At 63.7% G+C, this 23349-nt stretch carries 18 protein-coding genes; 5 read left to right on the top strand and 13 right to left on the bottom strand.

The features are described 5' to 3' along the window. The first annotated feature begins 213 nt into the window (after positions 1–213). From ACF07D_RS06890 to ACF07D_RS06880, 3 genes are all read left to right on the top strand, one after another. On the top strand, positions 214–3060 hold the full coding sequence (locus tag ACF07D_RS06890) for an Ig-like domain-containing protein (protein WP_391504393.1): 2847 nt from the start codon (positions 214–216) through the stop codon (positions 3058–3060). 131 nt (positions 3061–3191) lie between these two features. Then, positions 3192–4661, top strand: coding sequence for a SpaH/EbpB family LPXTG-anchored major pilin (locus ACF07D_RS06885; RefSeq protein ID WP_391504392.1), 1470 nt, complete (start codon positions 3192–3194; stop codon positions 4659–4661). A gap of 133 nt (positions 4662–4794) precedes the next feature. Further along, positions 4795–5715, top strand: coding sequence for a class C sortase (locus ACF07D_RS06880; protein WP_391504391.1), 921 nt, complete (start codon positions 4795–4797; stop codon positions 5713–5715). Between the two features lie 24 nt (positions 5716–5739). Here the strand turns inward: ACF07D_RS06880 and ACF07D_RS06875 are convergent, their stop codons facing one another. The 6 genes from ACF07D_RS06875 to ACF07D_RS06850 all read right to left on the bottom strand — a co-directional run bounded on the left by ACF07D_RS06875 (position 5740) and on the right by ACF07D_RS06850 (position 10090). Continuing rightward, entirely contained in the window at positions 5740–6093 is a 354-nt protein-coding gene (locus ACF07D_RS06875) for a helix-turn-helix domain-containing protein (protein WP_391504390.1), read from the bottom strand. A 78-nt stretch (positions 6094–6171) separates the two neighbouring features. Further along, on the bottom strand, positions 6172–6615 hold the full coding sequence (locus ACF07D_RS06870; protein ID WP_119279574.1) for a GNAT family N-acetyltransferase: 444 nt from the start codon (positions 6613–6615) through the stop codon (positions 6172–6174). Positions 6616–6624: 9 nt separating this feature from the next. After that, complete coding sequence (locus ACF07D_RS06865) at positions 6625–7047, bottom strand: cytochrome c oxidase subunit 4 (protein ID WP_391504389.1); 423 nt, start codon at positions 7045–7047, stop codon at positions 6625–6627. Positions 7048–7065: 18 nt separating this feature from the next. Next, positions 7066–8712, bottom strand: coding sequence for a cytochrome c oxidase subunit I (gene ctaD / locus ACF07D_RS06860; protein ID WP_119279569.1), 1647 nt, complete (start codon positions 8710–8712; stop codon positions 7066–7068). 14 nt (positions 8713–8726) lie between these two features. Beyond that, positions 8727–9599 carry a cytochrome c oxidase subunit II gene (gene coxB / locus ACF07D_RS06855; protein ID WP_119279567.1) on the bottom strand — a complete coding sequence of 291 codons (873 nt, stop codon included), beginning with the start codon at positions 9597–9599 and terminating at the stop codon, positions 8727–8729. 140 nt (positions 9600–9739) lie between these two features. Next, positions 9740–10090: an iron-sulfur cluster assembly accessory protein gene (locus ACF07D_RS06850; protein ID WP_119279565.1), complete on the bottom strand. Its 351-nt coding sequence runs from the start codon at positions 10088–10090 to the stop codon at positions 9740–9742. Between the two features lie 218 nt (positions 10091–10308). Here ACF07D_RS06850 and ACF07D_RS06845 point away from each other — a divergent pair, with 218 nt between their 5' ends. Continuing rightward, a complete protein-coding gene (locus tag ACF07D_RS06845) occupies positions 10309–10884 on the top strand; it encodes a DUF3043 domain-containing protein (RefSeq protein WP_391504388.1) in 576 nt (191 codons plus the stop codon). 113 nt (positions 10885–10997) lie between these two features. Here ACF07D_RS06845 and ACF07D_RS06840 read toward each other — a convergent pair whose 3' ends face one another. The 3 genes from ACF07D_RS06840 to hisD are packed head-to-tail and all read right to left on the bottom strand — an operon-like array spanning position 10998 to position 13896. After that, positions 10998–12083 carry a quinone-dependent dihydroorotate dehydrogenase gene (locus ACF07D_RS06840; RefSeq protein WP_391504387.1) on the bottom strand — a complete coding sequence of 362 codons (1086 nt, stop codon included), beginning with the start codon at positions 12081–12083 and terminating at the stop codon, positions 10998–11000. Next, positions 12083–12583: a transcriptional regulator NrdR gene (gene nrdR, locus ACF07D_RS06835; protein ID WP_119279558.1), complete on the bottom strand. Its 501-nt coding sequence runs from the start codon at positions 12581–12583 to the stop codon at positions 12083–12085. Before nrdR ends, ACF07D_RS06840 begins: the two co-directional genes overlap by 1 nt. Beyond that, entirely contained in the window at positions 12583–13896 is a 1314-nt protein-coding gene (gene hisD / locus ACF07D_RS06830; protein WP_391504682.1) for a histidinol dehydrogenase, read from the bottom strand. Before hisD ends, nrdR begins: the two co-directional genes overlap by 1 nt. A 189-nt stretch (positions 13897–14085) precedes the next feature. Here hisD and ACF07D_RS06825 point away from each other — a divergent pair, with 189 nt between their 5' ends. Then, positions 14086–14838 (top strand): sulfite exporter TauE/SafE family protein, encoded by a 753-nt coding sequence (locus tag ACF07D_RS06825; RefSeq protein ID WP_391504386.1) that lies wholly within the window; start codon positions 14086–14088, stop codon positions 14836–14838. Positions 14839–14851: 13 nt separating this feature from the next. On the opposite strand, the gene ACF07D_RS06820 is transcribed toward ACF07D_RS06825, so the two are convergent. From ACF07D_RS06820 to gltB, 4 genes are all read right to left on the bottom strand, one after another. Further along, the gene (locus ACF07D_RS06820) at positions 14852–16444 is read right to left on the bottom strand and encodes a methyltransferase (RefSeq protein WP_391504385.1); all 1593 of its coding nucleotides are present in this window, start codon (positions 16442–16444) and stop codon (positions 14852–14854) included. 28 nt (positions 16445–16472) lie between these two features. Further along, positions 16473–17117, bottom strand: a complete 645-nt coding sequence (locus ACF07D_RS06815; protein ID WP_119279550.1) for an NAD(P)-dependent oxidoreductase — start codon at positions 17115–17117, stop codon at positions 16473–16475. An 86-nt stretch (positions 17118–17203) separates the two neighbouring features. Beyond that, complete coding sequence (locus ACF07D_RS06810; protein ID WP_391504384.1) at positions 17204–18667, bottom strand: glutamate synthase subunit beta; 1464 nt, start codon at positions 18665–18667, stop codon at positions 17204–17206. Beyond that, a complete protein-coding gene (gltB, locus tag ACF07D_RS06805; protein ID WP_391504383.1) occupies positions 18660–23279 on the bottom strand; it encodes a glutamate synthase large subunit in 4620 nt (1539 codons plus the stop codon). Before gltB ends, ACF07D_RS06810 begins: the two co-directional genes overlap by 8 nt. Between the last annotated feature and the right edge of the window lie 70 nt (positions 23280–23349).

The raw sequence follows: 23349 nt of genomic DNA, 5'->3' as shown, positions 1-23349 counted from the left end.
TACCTTCGGAGTGTGGTCCCGCATGCTCCTCCTTCCCAACATGAGCAGAGCTCGGGTGTCGTGGCTGGCATTGATGATTTGCACTCAAATTGTGTGAATTTTGATGAACTCTTCTAGACATTGCCTCTCCCCTGTGCTTAGGCTGTGAAAAAGCAAGGGGGTAGCTTGATGGCCGTAAGGCGTACGCAAAGGAGTCGGCTAGGTTCCACACGTGTGCGCGGTGCCATACGCGCACTCGGACTCCTTGCACTGACAGCCGGGATCATCTTCGCTTCTCTCGCCGCGCCGCACCTGGGCCCACTCACCTCAACTGCTGCGCACGCCGCTGAGCCTGAATCGCCCGAGGTGTACAAGTTTCAGGGCTTCTGGAACAAGATCGACGGCGATGTGGACGAGATTCGTGCCGATGTCGTTCTTAGGCTCCCCCGCGGGTATGTGGATCCAGTCACCGGCAACCTGCTCTCTGTGGACGGCCAGCAGCTTCGCGTGGGCCACGACTACAACACTGGTTCGACCCGTCAAAGCCATCGGTATATCAACACGATCTCTGGCGGTGCCACTGGCGCTGAGCAGTGGGCAAAGAACCGCGATCAGTACTTCACGATCCATAAGGTGATCCCGTCCGGGAAATATGACTTCGTGGTGATTTCGATCGAGGGCGACATAGACATCACGAATGCCCCCGCTGCAACGAACATTCCCGGAGGCCTGCTGTCGAATTTGAACTTTTACTTCAGCTATGCGGCCGGGGCGCCCGGCACCTCGTCGACCTGGGTGTCCTCGGCTCTCACAACTGAGCCTGCCGCGTTCTACTGGTACTACGGCACCCGCAATGACACAGCGATTACCGGACCGCAGTTTCGAATCCCGTGGGACAACACTCAGACGCTCTGGAGCGCCGGCCAGGCGAACTGGGGCGCAGTCCTTGACTTCGGTCTCAACGGATACGCCGAAGGAATACTCCCTCCCAACTCAGTAGGGCTCGACCTCGTGAACAACGCGACACGGAGCAACGCCGAGTCTGGATACGGTGGCACCGTATCCGACAGCTTCTGGTACGCCTGGGTTCACGAAGACGGGTCGCTTGTTGAAGCGATCAATACCGCCCCCATCAGAGTGACGGGCGTGACTCCGAGCGGCGCTTGGATAACGAACGCGAATCAGATCCCGAAGAACGTTGCGCAGGCTGACTGGCCGGGACGCCCGGTGCTCGGGTGGACTCAGGAGCAGGCCGATCAGGGTCTCACCACGAATGTCGGGCTCGACGGGAGCATTGACTTTACCACCGCCGGCGGCACTGGCTACTACAGACTGATGGCTTGGCCTGAGTCGCGAAACCCGGTGAATCAGAGCGGCGACAACGGTGCACCACTACTCTCTTACTCCGCTGATGATCTCTTCGACGCGGGCGGAATGCTGACACCAGCCGCCAGCGCCGCGGAGTGGACCACCGCCACCGTCTACTACAAGTACGAGCTTCCGATCCCAGATGCACCCGTGATTACGGTTCCACCCGCAGACTCGCACTCGAACGTGAATTCCACAGTCACCTTCTCTGGAACCGGCACGCCCGGTCACACGATAACGCTGAAGTTCAAACCGGGCAGCCCGATCTTTGACTTTGACGACCCGGCACTCGACACACTCATCGATGGCCAGCACGAAGGCATTCTGGACGGTGACGTTGTTGTCGACGGGAATGGGAACTGGACGTTCACGTATATCCCGCCCACTCCCCTGGCAGACGGCGAGTACAGCGTGGTTGCAGTACAGACGAATCCGGCGGTGGGCCAGTTTGCAATGACGAGCGCGATGTCAAACCCCAACTCCGCAGACCCGCCGAGCGCGTGGGGAGTACAGTTCACTATTGACACGGTTGCGCCCGCAGCAGTCACGCCAGTATGCCCTGCGAGTCCCACAACGGAGACCGCGCCCACGATTAGCGGGTCAGGGGCCGAAGCCGGCGCGCGGGTGTTCGTTGCGATTGACGGCGAACGAGTTGGAGAAGCGACAGTCACTGGCAGTACTTGGACCTATACTGTCGACCCGCCGCTTGGGAACGGGACCTATTCCTTTACGGTCACACAGGTCGACCGGGCAGGCAACGAGTCAGCTGTGAGCGACCCCGCCTGCGAGATCCGAGTCGCTACGGCAGTACCCGCGACAGGTTCAAAAGTTGTACAACCAGTCGAGTATGGCGATCCTGATCTGCCTTCGGCAGCGGCGGCAAATTGGGAGATCACACTCACCGACGCCTCCGAGACAGTTGTGATTGACGACCAAACGACGACACCCCTCAAGCGCGACACCGAGTACACAATAGGCGAGCGCCTCCGCTCTGAACCGACGCCGGATCCCATCGCCGCTCGATACACCCAGCTTGGAGGCCTCTCATGCGTTGACGCCGAAGGGATCGCGCTGCCCCCAGAGGCCATGGATCCCGATGCGGGAACACTGACGGTGAGCTCCGATCTCGATCTCGCTGAGCCGATATCGTGCACGATCACCAACCAGGCGGCGCACGTCAGCCTCGTGACCCAAAGACTCGGTGGGCAGACGACATCGCCAAGTGCCGGATGGAGCCTCGAGCTACAGCGCGGCGAGCCAGGGCTCGAGTCGACGCTGACCGATGCGACGCCGCACGACGTGGCCAAGCCGGGTCCGGCGGAACTCGTGCCTGGGCTCCCCGACAGTCTCGCCCTCATCGCGGTCCAATCGCTCGATCTCGATCGCTCTGAGTGCGCTGCCGCTGCAACCGCTCCTGCCGCCGCTCCGCAGGATTGCTGGATCACCATCGACGGAGCAGACCATCCCGAGGCGATCATCGCCCAGGGTAAGCACACAGTCTTCAGGATGGTAGCTGCGACGCCCGCGGAACTTCCCGCTCTGCCAGTTACCGGCGGGCTCGACTCGTGGTCTTTCTTCGCCGGTGGTGCCTTGGCGGTCGCCCTCGCCGCGATCGCCTACTGGCGGCGACGGTACCTACTCTCACACCAACGGATCGCGCCTCTCGCTCGCGAGGCCCGTGAACAACCACGCAGCGACGGGAGGGACGAGTGAGGCATACCACTCCGCGTCAGCGGTATGGCTGATCACACACTGACATGTACTCAGCTTTGCAACACCGCTCGCTCAAAACACCACAGCCGCGGCCGACACGCCGCAGCTACAATCTAACGAAAGGCATCACCGTGAGGAAGAACACTTCACGTCGGTTGGCGCTCCCGGCACTGCTGGGCGCCGCGGCGATAGCCATCGGCTCCTCCGCGTTCCTGTCCGGGCCGGCATTCGCCGCCCCCGGGGAGGGCGGCGAAGGAACGCTGACAATTCACAAACTTGAGCAGCCCGACGGGCCTCTCGGCCCTAACGACGGCTCCGAGATCGAGGTAGGCACGGCGAAACCACTCGTCGCTGGGTTCACGGCCTGCACAATCGATGACATTGATCTCACAATTGCAGCCGACTGGGAACGCTTGCGAGACATCGTGCTCACCCTCGACGGCGCAGGCGAGCCCGTCGCCACAGAGGACGGCACGCCGCTCGCACTCACATGCGGAACGGAGCAAATGACCGCCGAGGCTGACGGCACGACCCAGTTCACGTTGCCTGCAGACAAGGCGTACGTGGTCTACGAGAGCACAGTCGCAGCGAACGCCATCCCGGCCGCCGCCCCTTCCCTTATCACCATCCCATTCCCAGGCAACGGCGAGCCCGGTCAGCCCGCTTGGAACTACGAACCGCATATCTACCCGAAGAACACTCTTGCCGGCGGTGGCGCGACAAAGGACGGCGAGATCATTGGCGATCAGGTGTCGTTCGACATTATGGTTCCGATCCCACCACTCGGCGCGGGCGAAACGTACCAAGAACTTCGAATCAACGATCAGCTCGAGAGCTTCCTACAGTACACCGCGGGCACCGTGACTTTGGAGGATGCCGACGGGAATCCGGTCACACTCACGGCTGGCACCGATTACACCCTGACAGCCCCGAGCGGAAGCGGGGGTGACGAGGTTGTGCTCAACTTCCTCCCTTCAGGCCTCGCGAAGCTTGATGCCAATACCGGCGGAAAGCTGCACCTGAGGATCGACGCAACTGCGACCGGAAGCGGCAGCACGGCCAACGAGGCGCAGATCACTATCAACGGCACGAGCACTGACCCGGGCACCGGGCCATCCGTCGTTGACCCGGAAGAGTTTTTCACCGGAGCTCACATCGTGAAGGAAGCCAAGAACAAGGGAGCGAGCACGAATGTACCGCTCGCCGGCGCGACGTTCGACGTATATACGGCTGCGGCTGGCGCGACAGACTGCCCCGCCACCCCCGACCCGACAGCAGCAAAGGTCGTCGACGGTGCAGAGTCCGCAGCCGACGGCAACACTCCTAACCAGGTGCTCGCTGCGGGAAAGTACTGCGTTTATGAGACCAGCGCGCCTGCCGGCTACAAGCCGCTTCAGGGGGGCATGCTGCTCGACGTGACAGGCGAGAACGCATCCGTCACCGTAGTGAACACCCAAGTCGGCGCTGACGAGGGTGACCTCCCCGAGCTGCCAATCACTGGCGCCCTTGGGAACGTTATGCTTGTTGCTGGCGGTGCGGCCCTCCTCCTCATCGCAGGAACGCTTGTTGCCGCACGACGGCGGCAGCAACAGCGCCAATAGCGCGCAGAACTGGTGACACTCACCGGTTGTGGACGTGAGTGCGGTCGCCGAGTCTATCTTGGCGACCGCACCCGTGTGACAGGCCAAACGACGGAAGAGGGCAGGCAGGGTGGTTGTTCGCAAGCGTGATGGCGTGGCGCGGCGACGGTGGCGGTTTGGCTGGCTCAACCTCGCGATTTCGACGCTGATGCTCGCGGGCCTAACGCTATTGCTGTATCCGACGGCCGCCTCCTGGGTCTCTCAGCGCAACCAGTCGAACATCGTGTTCGACCAAACCGAGGCGAACTCCAAGTTGGCGCGAGAAGAGATCGCGGATGCAATCAGCAGCGCAAGCGAATACAACGAGGCCCTCGAGTCGGGCGCCCTGCTGCAGGCAGGTGCAAATGTCGCAGAGGGTACTGGCGCCGCGTACCCAGGTACTGTTCCCGCGGAGAGATACTGGGATCTGCTGAGCGCCGATCCCACTGGCACAATGGCAAGACTGCAAATTCCGGCGATTGATCTCGACCTTCCCGTGTACCACGGCACAAGCGATGCGACGCTGCTGAAAGGCGTGGGCCATCTCCAAGGGACTTCACTACCGGTCGGTGGCGAAGGAACGCGATCGGTGCTCACCGGCCATCGGGGACTTGCAAACGCAACAATGTTTACCCACCTCGACAGGGTCGAGGTGGGCAACACTTTCAGCGTAGAAGTGTTGGGCGAGGTGTTGACATACCGCGTGTTCGACTACAAGGTCGTAAGTCCGAACGACACTGAGGAGATCCGGGCGGTTCCCGGCAAGGATCTCATGACCCTCATCACGTGCACGCCGCTTGGCGTCAACACTCACCGCATCCTCGTCACAGGCGAACGGGTGACACCGACGCCAGCAGCCGACCTTGACGGAGCCGGCAAGCGCCCCGAGGTACCGGGCTTCCCTTGGTGGCTCGTTGGCTACGGACTCGGAATCTCGCTGATAGGGGTCTGGACCTGGCGATCTGGCCTGACATCGAAGTCACAAACTTTAGCAGAGCCGAGGGAGACGGAACCGACCGGAGCACAGCGCAGCTGACGGGTCGTGGCGGAACCGACGTGTCTAGGCGGCCAGGATCGACGCGGCATGCGCGAGCGCCAGCCCGATGCGGTCATCCCCAAGCTCTTCCCGCATTGCTCTGACAGTGCCGCGGAGCTCAGGCCCGAGCGCAGGCTCGCGGGCGGCAGCGAATGCCTGGAAGAGTAACAGCGCCTGTCGATCGTCGAGCGATTCGTGTTCGGCGAGATGAGCAGACTGCGTGCAGAGCTCGCCCACACACGCAAGGAACAGCTCGCGCTTGGACCTGAAGTTCGCGTAGACGTTGGGTTGAGAAACGCCGGCGCGCTCCGCGATTGCGGAGGTTTGCGCGCCGGCGTACCCGTGCAGCCCGAACTCGATGGTTCCGGCGATAATCAAGCCTGCTCGGTTCTCCCCCGGACGCCGACGGGGTCGGCGCGCTCCGGTGGCAGCTCGAAGCGAGGCGCCACTCAACGCTTATTCCAGCTCGAGAAGCTTGCGGTAGTGCTCACCTACGGCTTCGAAGCCGCGGTGGTTGTAGAACGAGCCGATGCGTGCTGTCGAGGCAGACAGCTGACGCACGCCTCGCCCCATGCAGTAGTGCTCGTTTGCCGACATCAGCCTGTCGCCAATACCAAGGCCTCGTGAGGCCGCATCGACGACGATCTCTTGCAGGTGAGCGGTGAGTCCCGGAGCATGAAGCAGCCGCGAGACGGTCATCAGTGAGTAGCCGGCGATGACGCCATCGGACTCGGCTACGAAGAGCACGTTCGTCTCTTGGTCACGGCGACGAAGCACATTGTCGTAGGCGACCTGGAAGTCGTCACGCCCAATCGGCTCGCGGCCAGTCGTGAACTGACGGGCCAGGCCGAGGAGCGCTTCCGCGTCCTCGGCCTGGCCCCGGCGAATTGAAATTGCCACGATGTCTAGTTACCTCGCGAAGTGTCCACGGTAGTACTCGTACACCCAGCCGACGATGCCGACGATCACGAGCGGCAGCGACAGGAACGAGATCCAGAAGTTGAATCCCAGGCATAGTCCGAGCACAACGAGCGAGATCGCGAGTGAGAGGAAGAACGGCCACCAGCTCCAGGGGCTGAACTCGCCGAGCTCTGGGTCCCCGTCGTCAATGTCCGAGTCCTCACGGTCCTCAATGAGCACGCCACCCTGCTTTCGCTGGGTCAGCATGAGGTACACAGCGATGAACCCGCCGAGGAAAGCCGCGCCGATGATCGTAGCGCTGCCTGACCACTCTACGTAGCCGTGCTCAATCAGGTTCCAGATCGTGTACACCACACCGAGCACCGCAAAGTAGGCAGTGAGGATCCAGAGGATAACGATGTTCGATTTCATAGCGAATGACTCCTCAGGTTACTTCGTCGGCTCGACGAACTCGGGAACCGAGGCGGGCTTCGGTTGCTCGATACCGCTCACCTCAGGGTGATTGAGATCGAACGCCGGCGACTCGGTGCGAATACGCGGAATCGAGGTGAAGTTGTGGCGCGGCGGCGGGCACGACGTGGCCCACTCGAGCGAACGGCCATAGCCCCACGGGTCGTTGACAGTCACCTTCGGTGCGCGACGTGACGTGATGTACACGTTGAGCAGGAAGGGGATCATCGAGGCGCCGAGAATTACTGCGCCAATGGTCGACAGCTGGTTGCCCCAGGTGATGCCGTCCTCGGGCAGGTAGGTGTAGTACCGGCGAGGCATCGCCATAACGCCGAGCCAGTGCTGCACGAGGAAGGTCGTGTGGAACCCGATGAACAGCACCCAGAAGTGGATCTTGCCGAGCCGTTCGTTGAGCATCTTGCCTGTCCATTTGGGCCACCAGAAGTAGAACCCTGCGAACATCGCGAAGACGACAGTGCCGAACACGACGTAGTGGAAGTGCGCCACGACGAAGTAGGTGTCCGAGAGGTGGAAGTCGAGTGCGGGCGACGCGAGGATGACGCCTGTGAGGCCGCCGAACACGAAGGTCACGAGGAAGCCGAGTGACCAGAGCATCGGGGTCTCGAAGGTGATCGAGCCACGCCACATCGTACCAAGCCAGTTGAAGATCTTCACGCCAGTGGGAACCGCGATCAGCATCGTCATGAGTGCGAAGAACGGTAGGAGGACCGAGCCGGTGACGTACATGTGGTGTGCCCACACGGTCATCGAGAGCGCGGCGATGGCGATTGTCGCGTAGATCAGCGTCTTGTACCCGAAGATCGGCTTGCGGCTGAATACCGGGAAGATCTCGGAGACGATGCCGAAGAACGGCAGCGCGATGATGTACACCTCGGGGTGACCAAAGAACCAGAAGAGGTGCTGCCAGAGAATTGCTCCGCCCTCACCGCTGTAGATCTGGGCACCGAAGATACGGTCTGCAGCAAGCCCGAAGAACGCGGCCGCGAGCACCGGGAAGACCAGGATTACGAGCAGCGACGTGACGAGCGTGTTCCAGGTGAACACCGACATACGCCACATGGTCATGCCGGGTGCGCGCATCGTGATGATCGTCGTGATGAAGTTAACGCCGCCCATGATGGTGCCGAAGCCGGCAATACCGAGGCCAAGAACCCAGAGGTTTCCGCCTACGCCGGGCGAGTACGTGACGTCAGAGAGCGGTGCGTACGCGAACCAACCGAAGGAGGCTGCGCCCTGAGGGGTGAGGAAGCCACCGACCGCGATGAGCGAGCCAAACGTGTAGAGCCAGAACGCGAACGCGTTGAGCCTCGGGAACGCTACGTCGGGTGCGCCGATCTGCAGCGGCATCATGACGTTTGCGAAGCCAGCAAACAGCGGCGTTGCGAACATGAGCAGCATGATGGTGCCGTGCATCGTGAACAGCTGGTTGTACTGTTCCTTGGTCGCAATGACCTCGAGCCCGGGTGCGAACAGCTGCGCGCGGATCAGCAGGGCCATAAGGCCCCCGACCAGGAACCACACGAAGGAGCTGATCAGGTACATGTACCCAATCACCTTGTGATCCGTGGATGTCATCCACGAAACGATGATGTTACCCTTCTTCATCTCTCTATCCCTCGTTACTTCTTCTCGTTCTGGGCCTGAGCCTCGTCACCGTGGAACGACTCGATATTGGCGTTCGCTTCCTCACCGACGCGGCCAGTGTTGCCCTCTGCGCGGAGCGAGTCGACGTATGCGTCGTACTCGTCCTGCTCGACGACCTTGAGCTCGAAGAGCATCATCGAGTGATCCTGGCCACAGAGCTCAGCACACTTACCCATGAACGTGCCGGTTTCAGTCGGCGTGAAGCTCATGTAGTTGGTCTGGCCGGGGATCATGTCCTTCTTGTACAGGTACTCAACGACCCAGAAGGAGTGGATGACGTCACGCGTCTCCAGGCGAATCTCCGTCGTCTTGTCCACGGGCAGCATGAGCACGGGCATCGTCTCGGGAAGAGCTGAACCCTTCTCGTCGGTCTTCACCTGAACGCCCTGGAAGTAGACGTCGTCACTGATGTAGTTGAAGTCCCACGCCCAGCGCTTGCCGAACACCTCGACGACGTTCTCGGGGTTGTCGTAGCGAGCCTCGATCTTTGCCTGCTCCTGCGCGGTGAACGCGAAGAAGCCGAGCACGAGGATCACGGGGACAACCGTGAAGAACGTCTCAATGGGCATGTTGTAGCGCAGCTGCACGGGAAGGCCGGTCTGGCCCTTACGGCGACGGTACGCGATGGTTGCCCAGATAATGAGGCCCCAGGTGATGACACCCACACCCAGCAGCACGATCCACGAGTTCACCCAGAGCGCGGTGATGCCCTCAGTGTGATTCGTGGCGTGAGTGGATCCCTCGGGGAGGAAGCCGCGCTGCTGCTCAGGAGTGCAGCCAGCGAGCAGAAGAGCCGCGCCGATGGCGACAGGGGCCGCAACCCATTTGTTTACACGATTGGAACGCACCGCATACCTTTCGAATTCTTACCGGTCATTGCCCACGCAGGCAGGCGAAACTGATGACTACCTGTTAGCTTAGCGCGAACCTGAGCGTTCCCCGAACGCAAACGGGGGTGTCGCGACCAAGTGGGCAGAACATTCTGGACTTAGGCGAAGCTGTCGCCGCACGCGCAGGAGCCCTGCGCGTTGGGGTTGTCGATCGTGAACCCCTGCTTTTGGATCGTGTCTTCGAAGTCGATGGTCGCGCCAGACAAATACGGGATGCTCATCTGGTCGACAACGACCGCGACGCCATCAAAGTCGACAACGGCATCGTTCTCGAGCGAGCGCTCGTCGAAATAGAGCTGATAAATCAGGCCAGAGCAGCCGCCTGGCTGCACGGCGATGCGGAGCCGCAGGTCGTCGCGCCCCTCCTGGTTCAGCAGGCTTCGAACCTTCTCCTGTGCTGCTGAGCTCAGCGCGACCCCGTGTTCGCGTACTGCAGTGTCGTTACTCATGCGTTCTCCTCCGCTTTCTCGGCCACTCTCCGGATACTCCTTGGGCCACCGGCCGCCCCGAAGACTGCCTGCTTCCCGCCGCTTAACTGGCGGTAGGCAAAACAAATAGCGGTGACGAGACCGGACGCCATCAGTCTACGCCCGTTTGAGGCGCTACGCTTGGGTGAGAGACAGACGGCAACTTTCGACCGTCAGACGAGAGGAACACACAAGCGATCATGAGCGCTGCCAAGCGAGACGATTCCGCAGGTTCGAGCCACGGGGAAGCGGCAGAGGGGCTGCAGGGCAAAGGCCGCCCTACGCCCTCGCGTAAGGCCGCCCAGGCCGCGAACGCCCGCCCGATTGTGGGCTCGCAGGACAAAGAGCTGCGCAAGCAGCAGCGCCAGCAACAGAACGAGGCTCGCGAGCGTGCCCGTGCCGGAATGATGGCCGGCGACGAGCGCTACCTCACGCAGCGCGATCGCGGGCCGCAGCGCCGCTTCGTTCGCGACTATGTTGACGCGCGCTGGAGCGCAGGCGAACTTCTCATCCCGGTCATGGTGATCTTCCTGGTCGTCGCTATGTTCCCCGGATGGGTGCAGGTCTATGGTGTCTTCTTCGTCTGGGCGTTCCTGCTCTTCGCGATTGTCGACGCATTTGCACTGACCTTCATTCTGAAGAAGAAGCTCACCGAGAAGTTTGGCGAGGGCAACGTGCAGCCGGGCTTCAAGTGGTACGGCGCAATGCGCGCTATGCAGTTCCGCATGCTCCGGATGCCAAAGCCGCAGGTCAAGCGCCGCGAATTCCCGAAGTAGCACTCAGGATCGTCTGACCTGCACACAACTGCAGACATAAAGCTGGGGCCCGGACATCTGTCCGGGCCCCAGCTTTATCGTTACCGACCACGCGATCACGCGATTCTGAAGAGCTACCGTTCGGCGAGATCCTGACGCCAACCGGCTTGCCGAAGCCCCCGATTAATATCGCGCGCCCAAAGCGGGCCCTCGTAGATGAATGCCGTAAACCCCTGCACGAGGGTCGCTCCCGCCCGAAGCCGCTCCAATACGTCTGCCGCTGTCGTCACGCCCCCGACAGAGATCACGCAAAACTCTGCGGGCGCAGTTTGCCTGATGCGCTTCAGCACCGCAAGCGAACGATCCTTCAGAGGGGCGCCCGACAGTCCGCCGGCACCCATCTCTTCGACGCGCTCGTCGGACGCCGTGAGCCCTGTTCGTGACACCGTAGTGTTGGTCGCGATAATTCCGTCGAGACCGAGCCGAACCGCGAGCTCGACAATACCGTCGATCTGCTCGTCGCCCATATCTGGCGCAATCTTGACGAGGAGCGGTGTCGTGCCGGCTGCTGTCTTGACTGCTGCGAGCAGGGGCTCGAGTAGCTCGAGTTCCTGTAGGCCGCGAAGGCCGGGGGTGTTCGGTGAGCTGACGTTCACCGCGAGATAGTCAGAGATGGGCGCGAGCCGCTCGGCGCTCCAGACGTAGTCCGCCGTCGCGTCTTCAACGGCAGTCACTCGGCTCTTGCCAATATTCGCCCCGATGATTGGCCGGTTTTTCCGGAGTCGGGCTCGTTCGATGCGTGGCACCGCCGCGGCAGAACCGCCGTTGTTGAACCCCATTCGGTTGATGAGTCCGCGATCCTCGACAAGCCTAAACATGCGCGGCTTGGGGTTGCCGTCTTGGGCGTGGCGTGTGACCGTGCCGACCTCAACGTGGCCGTAACCGAGCTCGCCGAGACCCGCGATCCCAGCTGCATTCTTGTCGAAACCTGCTGCGAGTCCGAACGGGCTCGGGAACGAAAGCCCGAGTGTCCGCACACGGAGCGAGGGGTGCGGCTTGCAGAACCGGTGCGCAATGCCACCGAGGAACGGCAGCGCGCGGATCACGTTGAAGGCGAGGTGGTGCGCCTGTTCAGGATCCATTCGCTTCAGCACTGTTGCGAACAGCAACTTGTACGGGGTGAGCGTTCGCGGATTCTGGTTCTCTGTCAATGTGGTCATCACTCTCCCGCTGCGACGCTCGGACTAGCGGCCTCGCGCGACGCAGCGGTTTGGCCCTGCTTGAGACGAAGGTCGCGCACGGCGTTCTCAAAGTCATCGAGGGAGTCAAAGGACTGGTAGACACTTGCGAAGCGCAGGTAGGCGACCTCATCGAGCTCGCGCAGGTGGGGCAGGATCGCGACGCCGATATCGTTTGTTTCGAACTGCGCGACACCAGTGAGCCTGAGGGACTCCTCTACTCGTTGCGCGAGAAGCGCGAGATCCGCCTCTGTTACCGGACGGCCCTGGCACGCTTTCCTCACACCGACCATGACCTTCTCGCGGCTGAACGGCTCGACGACTCCCGAACGCTTGATCACCGTCAGGCTCGCGGTCTCAGTCGTCGTGAACCGCTTGCCGCATTCAGGGCACTGTCGGCGGCGTCGGATCGACATGCCGTCATCTGCGGTGCGCGAGTCAATAACGCGGCTGTCTGAGTGACGGCAGAAGGGGCAGTGCATCAGATGCCTTCCTGTTCGAAGCGTGCGCTGACGGCCTCACCGTGAGCTGGCAAGCCCTCGGCGGCGGCGAGAGCGAGGAGCGGCTCCTCGGTCGCCGCGAGCGCGTCGCGCCCATAGTGGATGATCTGCTGGGGCCTGAGGAATGTGTGGGCCCCGAGGCCCGCGGCGAACCGCGCTGTGCCACCAGTCGGAAGCACGTGGTTTGAGCCTGCGAGGTAGTCTCCAAGGCTCACAGGGGTGTAGCTCCCGACAAAGATCGCGCCTGCGTCGGTGATTCCTGCCAGGACGGCGTCGTCATCGCGTGTCTGAATCTCAAGGTGCTCGGGGCCGTACGCGTTCGAGACTCGCACTGCGGTTTCCAGGTCGTCGACGAGGATCACCGCGGACTGCGGCCCCTGGAGCGCCGTGCGCACTCGGTCGGCGTGCATCGTCAGCGACACACGTGTGGAGATCTCCTCGTTCACTCGCCCGGCGAACTCGACAGAGTCAGTGACGAGCACCGATGCCGCAGCTTCGTCGTGCTCTGCCTGACTAATGAGGTCTGCTGCGACGAAGCGCGGATCCGCGGACGCGTCAGCGATGACGAGAATCTCAGTCGTTCCAGCCTCAGAGTCGATCCCGACTGTGCCGCTCACGACCCGCTTTGCCGCGGCGACGAACACGTTGCCGGGCCCGGTGACGACGTCGACGGGCTCAAGACCGATCGTTGGGACTCCATGTGCGAAGGCGGCGATTGCGCCGGCTCCCCCAATCGCGTAGACCTCATCGATACCGCAGAGCGCTGCCGCCCACAGCACCGCCTGGTGCGGAAGCCCAGCGTTGTCCTGCTGCGCAGGCGAGGCGAGCGCGAGGCTTGGAACGCCCGCCGTCTGAGCAGCGACTGCGTTCATGATGACTGACGAGGGGTACGCTGCTTTCCCGCCCGGAGCGTAGAGGCCGACCCGAGAGACGGGCTGCCAGCGCTGCGTGATGCGGGCTCCCTCGCCCATCTGGGTCACTGTGTTTGGAGGCACCTGAGCCGCCGATCCGAGCCGAAGGCGCGAGATGAGCTCGGTGAGCGCTGCGCGCACATCGGCCGGGCAGTTGTCGAGCGACGCTGCGACTGCCTCAGTAGGGACTCGCAGCGCATGGCCTTCGACGCGGTCAAATTCGAGGGCTTGCTCACGGAGAGCAGCCTCGCCTCTCCGAGCAACAGCGTCGACGAGCGGTCTTACCCGCTCGACAGCGACGTCGGCGCCGAGCGCTGCGCGCGGAACGAGAGTAAGCAGTTCGCCACGGGAGAGCTCACGGCCGCGGAGATCAGTGGTACGCATCACCCCACTATCCTACCGAGCCCGTCGGCGGCGGCCGCACGGCCCAGCCAGCGGGCCAGCCCAAAGCCGGCGCGGGGCCGTCTCCCGGCACCGACACTCTGTGAGAATGGTGAACATGTTGGTGCCCTGTCGAATCCGAACGGAGACCGCTTCAGCGAAGCGTCTCCTTGCGACTGCCGGGCGCGTCCAATGACACTGACCCTCGGTCTGCTCGTCGTTCTTGTCACGACCGTCGGAGCTGTCGCCCAGCGAATGGCTGGCCTCGGATTCGCGCTCCTGGTTTCTCCGATCATGACGCTTCTCCTCGGCGGTCACGCAGGGGTGCTGCTCGTGAATATCCTCGGGGTGATCTCCAGTGTGCTGATTCTGCCCCGAGTGTGGCGCAGGATCGATTGGTCTATGTTTCGCTGGCTCGCAGCATTCGCGATCATCGGCGCGGGTCTCGGAGCCGTGCTCGCTGGCGAGCTCTCCCCCGATGTCATGGGCGTCGCAGTCGGCGCAATCGTGCTGCTGGCACTCGTGCTCTCAATGCTCCTCACGAGTGAGCGTTTCTCGACCGAGCCTCGTTCACCGCGCGCTGTCGCCGGGTTCATCTCCGGCCTCACGAACGCGCTCGCTGGTGTTGGTGGCCCCGCGGTGAGCGCCTACGCGGTGCTCACCCGCTGGCCACAAACCTCATTCGCTGCGACGCTTCAGCCCTATTTTGCAGTCACCGGCCTCGCGTCTGCATTCGCGAAGCTCGCGCTGGACCCGAGTGGTTTCCCTGAAACCATGTGGTGGTTCTGGCTGATCGTACTCGCCGCGATCCTTATCGGCATTTTCATCGGGGAGCGATTGCTGCGTCTCGTGACTCCCAATCAAGTCCGGCGAGTCGTGATCGCGCTCGCCTGCGCCGGAGCGATCGCAACACTTGTCCGTGGACTCGTCGGCCTGCTCACCTAGGCTCGGATACCGGCTAGAGCTGTCCGGCGCCCTCGGCCGCAACCATTCCGAGCCACGCGAGTTCGCGAACTCCCGCGACGAGGGCCTCTCTCGCTGCCGTTGCATCGACCTCGAGTAGCGTTGCGAGCGCATCAGCTATTTGCTGCAGCGTGAGGTCCCCATCGCAGGCGCCAAGCGCGGCTGCAAGGAGTGTGTCTGCCGCAACGCGGCGCTCAATTGGACGGTCAGTGATGAGTGCAATTGCGTTCGGCGACTCCTCGCCGGGAGTGTGGATTCGTTCCTCGCGAACATCGCGCGCACGCACCCATCTGGTAGCGAGTACCTCGGCGTCTGACGCACGCTCGGCCGCGACGCCAGCCGTGAACGTCGCGTTGAGCGCAGCACCGAGCTCGGTCGCAGCGAGCCCGCCCGTTGCCTGGTCGACGTGGATCACGGAGGCCGACCGGCCATCCTGAGTGCCCGCGACCGCTGCGCGCCGAATGTGGATCGCGCCGAGCCCGATAGTGACCACATGACGAGCGCCGAAATCTTCGAGCCATGCCTCGAGTAACGTGTCAAATTCGGGCTGGCCTGGCCGGGCCCCACCATCGCGCGCCCAGGTCTCTGCGTACTGCACGGTGTCGACCCTGTCGCGCTCAATCACCCATGCATCAAGGGCAGATCCGTTGCGTTCGGCGGCGTCGAGAATCCAGCCGCGAACTCGCTCGAGCCCCCTGCCGCCCCATTCGGTCTCCCAGTTCGCGAGGCACACAAATGCGCCCGCTGGCGCCAGAAAGCCGGGAGCCTCGCGAACCACGGTTGCGGCGAGCTCGTCCCCAGTCATACCTCCGTCTCGGTACTCGTAGCGGGCACCCTCGCTCGCCGAGCGAGGGGTGATGACGAACGGAGGGTTCGAGACGATGAGCGAGAAGTCTTCGCCAGCGACTGGCTCGAAGAGGCTGCCGAGCCGAAACTCGATCCGCCCGGCAAACCCGTTCAGCTCCGCGTTTGCGGCGGCGAGCTTCAGAGCGCGTTCCGAAATGTCAGTCGCGACAACGCGTTCCGCCCCGAGCTCGGCGAGGTGCATCGCGACGATGCCACACCCTGTGCCGAGGTCGAGCGCCGCGCCGCCGGTGACCGGTGGCAGCTGTGAGATGAGCGTCCGCGTTGCGCCCCCGACACCCATCACATGGTCCGGCCCCGCTGGACCCCCGCGTAGTTCATCGTCGAGGTCGGAGATGATCCACCACTCGGTGGCACCTCCACGCTGAAGGGTCTGTTCCCCGGCCTTGCCGACGAGGGGGACGGGGTTCACAGACAACGCAGCATAAAACACCGAGTTGGCTCCGTGGGCCACGAGCCCAAGCTCCGCTGCTCCCGCCGATCCGAGGGTCGGAAGAGCGGCGTCCAGCTCCTCAGCGCTCACCTCTTCGCCGAGCAGGAAGAGTCGGCCGAGTGTCGTTAACGGAGTCCGTTCACGCCCGGCAAGCACCCTGCGTGCAGGGGCGAATACGCCGCGCCTGCGCGCGCCCTCTGCCGCGGCGCCCCAGAGGGCAGTGAGGCCGGTGAGTGAGTACTGAGCGCCCGCGAGGTCTTCGCGGAGTTTGACAACGAGAGCAATATTCACCTGCCCAGCGTACCGGCTCCCATCATGCTCAGTAGGCGACAGTGAACCGCTCTCGCCGGTGCGCAGGATCTTCAATCTCGTCAACGATCGCTACGCCAAAGTCGGCTCCACCGATAGCCGAGACCCCGTTCTCGTCGGTCAAGACGACGTCGCCTCCGACTCTGTACTCGCCGCGGTACTCCCCCGCGGCCCACGGGCCGAAGTCCCCGGGCGGGCTCACAAAGAACCAGTCGAGCTCGCCGCCTCGCGCGAGAAGGTCGTCGAGCACTCCGCCCATTTCGAGCGCCTCTGGGCGATACTCGTCCCCGAACTCAGGCAATTCTGCAAGCCGCGGCCCACCCGCGGTCTGCTGCAACGAACCTGCGCCACCGATGACGCCAAGACGAACGCCTGCGGCCTCAGCCTCAGCCGCGAGCTCAGCGATCGCCGCGCGCAGTTTGCCTGCCATGTCGCCGCGCGGGGCGACGGCGACGACAACGACGTCTGCGTCGGCGAGCGCTGCCGCCCGGTCAGCCGGGTCAAGCAGCGAGCCGAGCTTGTAGCTCGCTCCCGCGATCTGTGTCGCCGATTCCCTTCGCGTGACGCTCGTGACGGGCAGCCCGCGCACTGCGGCAGCCTCGACAATGTGCGAACCCGCATACCCAGAGCCACCAAACACTACGGTCGAAGTCATCTACGGATCCCTTCCTCACGAAACAGCGTTGCTGTTCCCAAGGATATCCCCGTGCCCCGTGCGGCCCTACGCCCTCACCTTCCGCTCTAAGCAAACGCCATGCTTTTGGCTGTCACAGGGCTCGGCAATACCGTCGATCCTGTGAGGTAGCTGTCGACCGCAGCTGCAGCCGCGCGGCCCTCTGCGATCGCCCAGACGATAAGCGACTGGCCGCGCCCCGCGTCGCCAGCGACAAACACCCCGGGCTGGGGCGTCGAGAAGTCGGCGGCACGTGAGAACGCCCCGCTCGAGTCCATCGCCAGTTCGAGACCAGGATCTGAGATCGCTTCTGGGCCAGTGAACCCCATAGCGATGAGAACGAGGTCCGCCGGAATATCTCGCTCGGTTCCCGGGATTGGGCCTCGACCACTCTCCGAGAATCCGGTCTCGGCGACCCGCAATCCCGTGAGCCGCCCGTCTTCCCCGAGGAACTCGACTGTCGATGCGAGGTAGGTCCGCTCGCCACCCTCCTCGTGGGAGCTCGATACCTCAAACACCGTCGGATGCATGGGCCACGGCTGGCCCGTCGGCCTGAGCGCGCCGGGTCGTTTGCCAATCGCGAGGCTCGTTACCGAGAGGGCGCCCTGCCTGTGCGCGGTGCCAACGCAGTCGGCCCCGGTATCGCCGCCGCCGATGACAACCACATGCTTTCCCGCTGCAGTTTCGCCGATGCTGTCGAGCGCCCCTGCCGCGTCGGTTGCCGACACCGCACGGTTTGCCGCGGCCAAGTATTCCATCGCGGGCAGGATCCCCGCGTGATGCCTTCCGGGCAACACGAGCTCACGCGGCACTGTAGCCCCAGTCGCGATGACGACCGCGTCGAAACGGCGGCGCAATTCGCTCCACGACATGTCCTTTCCGATCTCAATGCCGCACCTGAACCTCGTGCCCTCAGCTCTCAGCTGCTCGACGCGGCGCGCCACCAGTGCCTTCTCGAGTTTGAAGTCCGGAATGCCGAATCTGAGCAGTCCGCCAGGCTCTTCGTCGCGCTCGTATACGGCGACGGTGTGCCCGGCTCGGGTGAGTTGCTGGGCCGCCGCGAGACCCGCAGGACCTGACCCGACAACTGCCACGGTCTTCCCGGTGAGGCGCGCCGGCGGCTGAGGTGTCACCCACCCCGCTGCGAACGCCTCGTCGATGATGTGGTTTTCGATCTGTTTGATCGTGACGGCAGGTTGGTTGATACCGAGCACGCAGGCCGACTCGCACGGCGCGGGGCATGCCCTGCCGGTGAACTCCGGGAAATTGTTCGTCGCGTGAAGGCGCTCGATCGCCTCGCGCCCACGATCGCGGTGCACGAGGTCGTTCCATTCGGGGATGAGGTTGCCAAGTGGGCAGCCCTGGTGGCAGAACGCGACGCCGCAGTCCATACAGCGAGACGCCTGTCTGCCGACGACGTTCTTGTCGCCCAGCTCGACAACCTCTTTCCAGTCGAGCAGTCGGAGCGCGACCGGGCGCTTTGCGGCAAGCTCGCGTTCTCGAACCTGCAGAAATCCGCGTGAATCAGCCATGAGTTGCCTCCAGAATTTCGGTCCAGACGGCGCCGCCGTCGGGGTCGACGCCTGCCGCAGCGGCGCGGGATCGGATATCGAGAACGCGGGAGTAGCCGCGTGGAATGAGCCTGGTGAAGCGGGCGAGCGTCGCGTCGCTGTCCGATTCGAACTGTTCGAGCAGCGAGGCTGCAAGGGGCGACCCTGTCTGCTCGAGGTGTCGAGCGAGGAGCGCTCGGATGCGGTCGGCGAGCTCAGCGCCCGCCTCGCCGGCGAGCTCAGACTCACCGAAACGCTGCAGCTGGAGGGCGCCAGCGGCGAGCTCGGCGGAGTTCACAGTGCTCGGATCAAGGTCGAGTATGACGGCCTCGCCACCCGACATTCCTGCTCCGAGGTTCCGACCGGTCTCCCCGAGGATCAGGGCGAAGCCGCCGGTAAAGTACTCGAGCGCGTGGTCGCCAACGCCCTCGACGACCGCCGTCGCACCTGAGCCGCGAACGAGGAACCGTTCTCCCACGGAGCCGGCGATCCAGATCGAACCGCTCGTCGCCCCGTACCCGATGACGTTCCCGGCGAGCACGCTCTCGTCGGTGTGTGCCGCTCGGGCGCCGGCGAGGTGCGGGCGAATTGTCACCTCCCCACCGGAAAGACCCTTGCCAACATAATCGTTTGCTTCGCCAACAAGTCGCAGCGTGATTCCTGCAGGCAAGAACGCCCCGAGCGATTGACCCGCCGAACCCGTGAGGGTCACGTCGATCGTCTCGGGTGCAAGCCCCTGCGCACCGAACCGCCGCGTCACCTCGTGTCCAAGCATTGTGCCGACAGCGCGATCGCCGTTGCCAACTGGCAGGTCGATGACGACGGGCTCACTGCGCACAAGCGCGTCATCTGACAACTCGATGAGCCGCGCGTCAAAGTGCGCACCAAGCTCGTGATCTTGTGTCGTGCCGTTACGCCGCGGCTCAGCCGCCGAGAATACCGGGCCGCGAAGCACGCCCGACAGGTCGAGACCCTCGGCCTTCCAGTGCTGCACCGCCTCGTCGACGTCGAGCGCCGCCGTGTCACCGACAGCCTCGTCGAGCGAGCTGTAGCCGAGGCTCGCGAGTATCTCGCGTACCTCCTCCGCGATGAACGTGAAGAAGTTCACGATGTGCTCTGCCTGGCCTGTGAACCGCTCTCGCAGCTCTGGGTTTTGAGTCGCCACGCCGACAGGGCAGGTGTCGAGGTGGCATACGCGCATCATGATGCAACCCGACACGACGAGCGGGGCCGTCGCAAAGCCGAATTCCTCTGCGCCGAGGAGGGCAGCGATCACGACATCGCGCCCAGTCTTCAACTGTCCGTCAGCCTGCACGACGACCCGCTCTCGCAGCCCGTTCAACATCAGTGTCTGCTGCACCTCGGCGAGCCCAAGCTCCCACGGTGATCCAGCGTGCTTGAGCGAGTTCATTGGGCTCGCCCCAGTACCTCCGTCGTGGCCAGACACGAGGATGACGTCGGAGAGAGCCTTGGCCACACCAGCCGCGACAGGCCCGATCCCGCTCTGGGCCACAAGCTTGGTTGAGATTCGCGCGACCGGGTTCGCACGCTTGAGGTCGAAGATGAGCTGCTTGAGATCCTCAATCGAATAGATATCGTGGTGCGGCGGCGGCGAGATGAGCCCGACCCCCGGCGTCGCGTGCCGCGTACGCGCGATCCACGGGTACATCTTCCCTGGCGGAAGCTGACCGCCCTCACCGGGCTTCGCGCCCTGAGCGAGCTTGATCTGGATCTCGTCGGCGTGCGTCAGATACATGCTCGTCACGCCAAACCGCCCTGACGCAACCTGCTTGATCGCAGAGCGGCGCTCGGGGTCGAGCAGGCGCTCCTCTGCTTCTCCGCCCTCGCCGGTGTTTGAACGTCCGCCAAGCCTGTTCATCGCAATCGCGAGCGTCTCATGTGCCTCAGGCGAGATTGAACCGTAGCTCATCGCCCCCGTCGCGAAGCGCTTCACAATCTCTGACACTGGCTCAACGCTCTCGAGCGGAACCGGCTCGCGCTGCGGCGAGAACTTGAAGAGCCCACGAAGCGTCATGAGTCGCTCCTGCTGCTCGTTCACGCGCGACGTGTACTCGGCGAAGATCTCGCGCTTGCCAGTGCGTGTCGCGTGCTGCAGCTTGAAGATCGTCTCGGGGTCGAACAGGTGTGGTTCCTCGCCGCGGCGCCAGCGGTACTCGCCACCAGTCTCAAGCCGCTCGTGCGCGAGTGGGGCCGAATCGTCGGGGTATGCGGCACGGTGCCGCTCGGCGACTTCTGCCGCGAGCACGTCGAGACCGACGCCTCCAAGCTTCGATGTGGTCCCGGTGAAGTAGCGCTCGACGAGGTCCGGGGCGAGCCCGATCGCTTCGAACGTCTGCGCGCCGCAGTATGAAGACACCGTCGAGATGCCCATCTTGCTCATGACCTTCAGCAGCCCTTTTCCGAGCGCGAGGATAAGCTTCGACGTTGCTTCTTCTTCAGTCACCCCTGTTATCGAGCCGTCACGCACCAGGAGGCTCACGCTCTCCATAGCGAGGTACGGGTTCACGGCCGCGGCCCCGTAACCCACGAGTGTCGCCACGTGGTGCACCTCGCGAACATCGCCAGCCTCGGCGATCAGGGCGACACGCATCCGTTCCCCCTCACGAATGAGATGGTGATGCACCGCCGATACGGCAAGCAGGCTCGGCACCGGGGCAAGGTCCTTGTTCGAGTCGCGGTCGGACAGAATGAGAAACTCTGCCCCTGCTGCGATGGCGGCGCTCGCCTCGCGGCACATCGCGTCGAGCCTGTCGGCGAGCCCGCGCGCACCATAGTCGACCGGGTAGAGTCCGCGAATCGTGACTGATCGCTCGCGCTCGGGGTCAGTGCCGAAATGTTGAATCCGCGCGAGCGCGTCATTGTCAATGACAGGGAAGTCGAGGATCACCTGGCGCGCGTGCTCGGCGGACTGGCCGAGCAGGTTCTGCTGCGGACCAATGCCCGTGCGAAGGCTTGTCACAAGCTCCTCGCGCAGGGCGTCGAGCGGAGGATTCGTCACTTGCGCGAACTGTTGCACGAAGTAGTCGTGCACATGGCGCGGGCGCTCGGCAAGCACCGCAATCGGCGTGTCGGAGCCCATAGCAGAGAGCGGTTCGCCGCCGGTGAGCGCCATCGGAGTGAGGATCAGCCGGAGCTCTTCCTCCGTATACCCGAACGTCCGCTGGCGCCTCACAATCGAGGCAGGCGGGTGCACGAGAGCCTCGCGCTCGGGCTCGTCAGCGAGTCTGATGCGCCCAGCGTCGAGCCAGTCGCCCCAGGGTGCGAGCCCCGCAAGTTCACGCTTCACCGCGCTGTCGCCGCGCACCTCGCCGGTCTCCACGTTCACCGCGAGCATCCGGCCAGGACGGAGCCTGCCGCGACGCGCAACACGCTCCGGCGCAATGTCGAGCACGCCTGCCTCGCTCGCGATCACGAGCAGGCCGTCACTCGTGACGAGGTATCTCCCTGGCCGGAGGCCGTTGCGGTCGAGCAGCGCAACGATCTCGGTGCCGTCAGTGGCGATCATCGCCGCAGGCCCGTCCCACGGTTCCATGACGAGCGAGTGGTACTCGAGGAAGTTCTCGAGCTGGGGGTCGAGCGCCGTGTTGGACTCCCACGCCTCGGGCACCATCATTGCAAGCGCGTGCGGCAACGACCTGCCGCTCATCACGAGCAGCTCGAGCACCTCGTCAAAGCTTGCAGAGTCGCTCCCTCCGGGCGTGCAGATAGGAAGGAGTGGGCCAAGGTTGCCGAGCGCCTCGGACTCGAGCTGCGCTTCGCGCGCCCGCATCCAGTTGCGGTTGCCGCGCACAGTGTTGATCTCGCCGTTGTGCGCGACGAGGCGCAGCGGCTGCGCGAGGTGCCACGATGGAAATGTGTTCGTCGAGTAGCGCGAGTGCACGATAGCGAATCGGGTCTCAAACCGCGGGTCACTCAGATCGTCGTAGAACCCGGGGAGCTGGAGTGTGGTCACCATTCCCTTGTAGACGATAGTCCGGGCCGACAAGGACGGCAGGTAGCAGCCGGTCTCGTGCTGAATGCGCTTGCGCGCTCGAAACGCGCGGCGCTCGAGGAGCTGAGTGTCGGCGGGCCCGTCTGACGAGGCGAGCACGAGCTGTTCGATCTGGGGCGCCGCGTCGAGCGCGCTCTGCCCCAGCACCTCCGCAGTCACAGGGACCGGAAGCCAGGCGACTACACCGAGCCCCTCGTCGGCAGCGATACTCGCAATACGGTATTTCACCGAGCGACGCTCTGTCGAGGAGTTCGGCAGAAACACGAGCCCTGCCGCATACTCCCCCGGTTCTGGCTCGGTGACACCGGCGGCGCCACAGCGCTCCCGAATCAGCCTGTGCGGAAGCTCGCTGAGGATGCCGGCGCCATCGCCTGTTCCTGCATCCGACCCGACAGCGCCTCGATGCTCGAGGTTCTCGAGTGCCGAGAGCGCGAGCGTGACGATCTCGTGAGATGGACCGCCCGTCAGCGAAATGACCGAGGCGAGGCCGCAGGCGTCATGCTCCTCCGCTGGATCGTAGAGTCCGATCGCAGGGGGAAGCTGATGGCTAGTGATGCGTGCGGGGTCCATCGATGTGCGCATCGACGTCCTCTCTCTCGGCGGGACGTCGGCGACCCGGTCGGAGCAGAACCTGCGCCGACGGGCTCAGCTT

It is taken from the genome of Leucobacter sp. NPDC015123 (genome assembly GCF_043080205.1).
GTDB lineage: Bacteria > Actinomycetota > Actinomycetes > Actinomycetales > Microbacteriaceae > Leucobacter > Leucobacter aridicollis_A.
The sequence above is the reverse complement of the archived record's forward strand: the minus strand, read 5'-3'. Positions and strand labels throughout refer to the sequence as shown.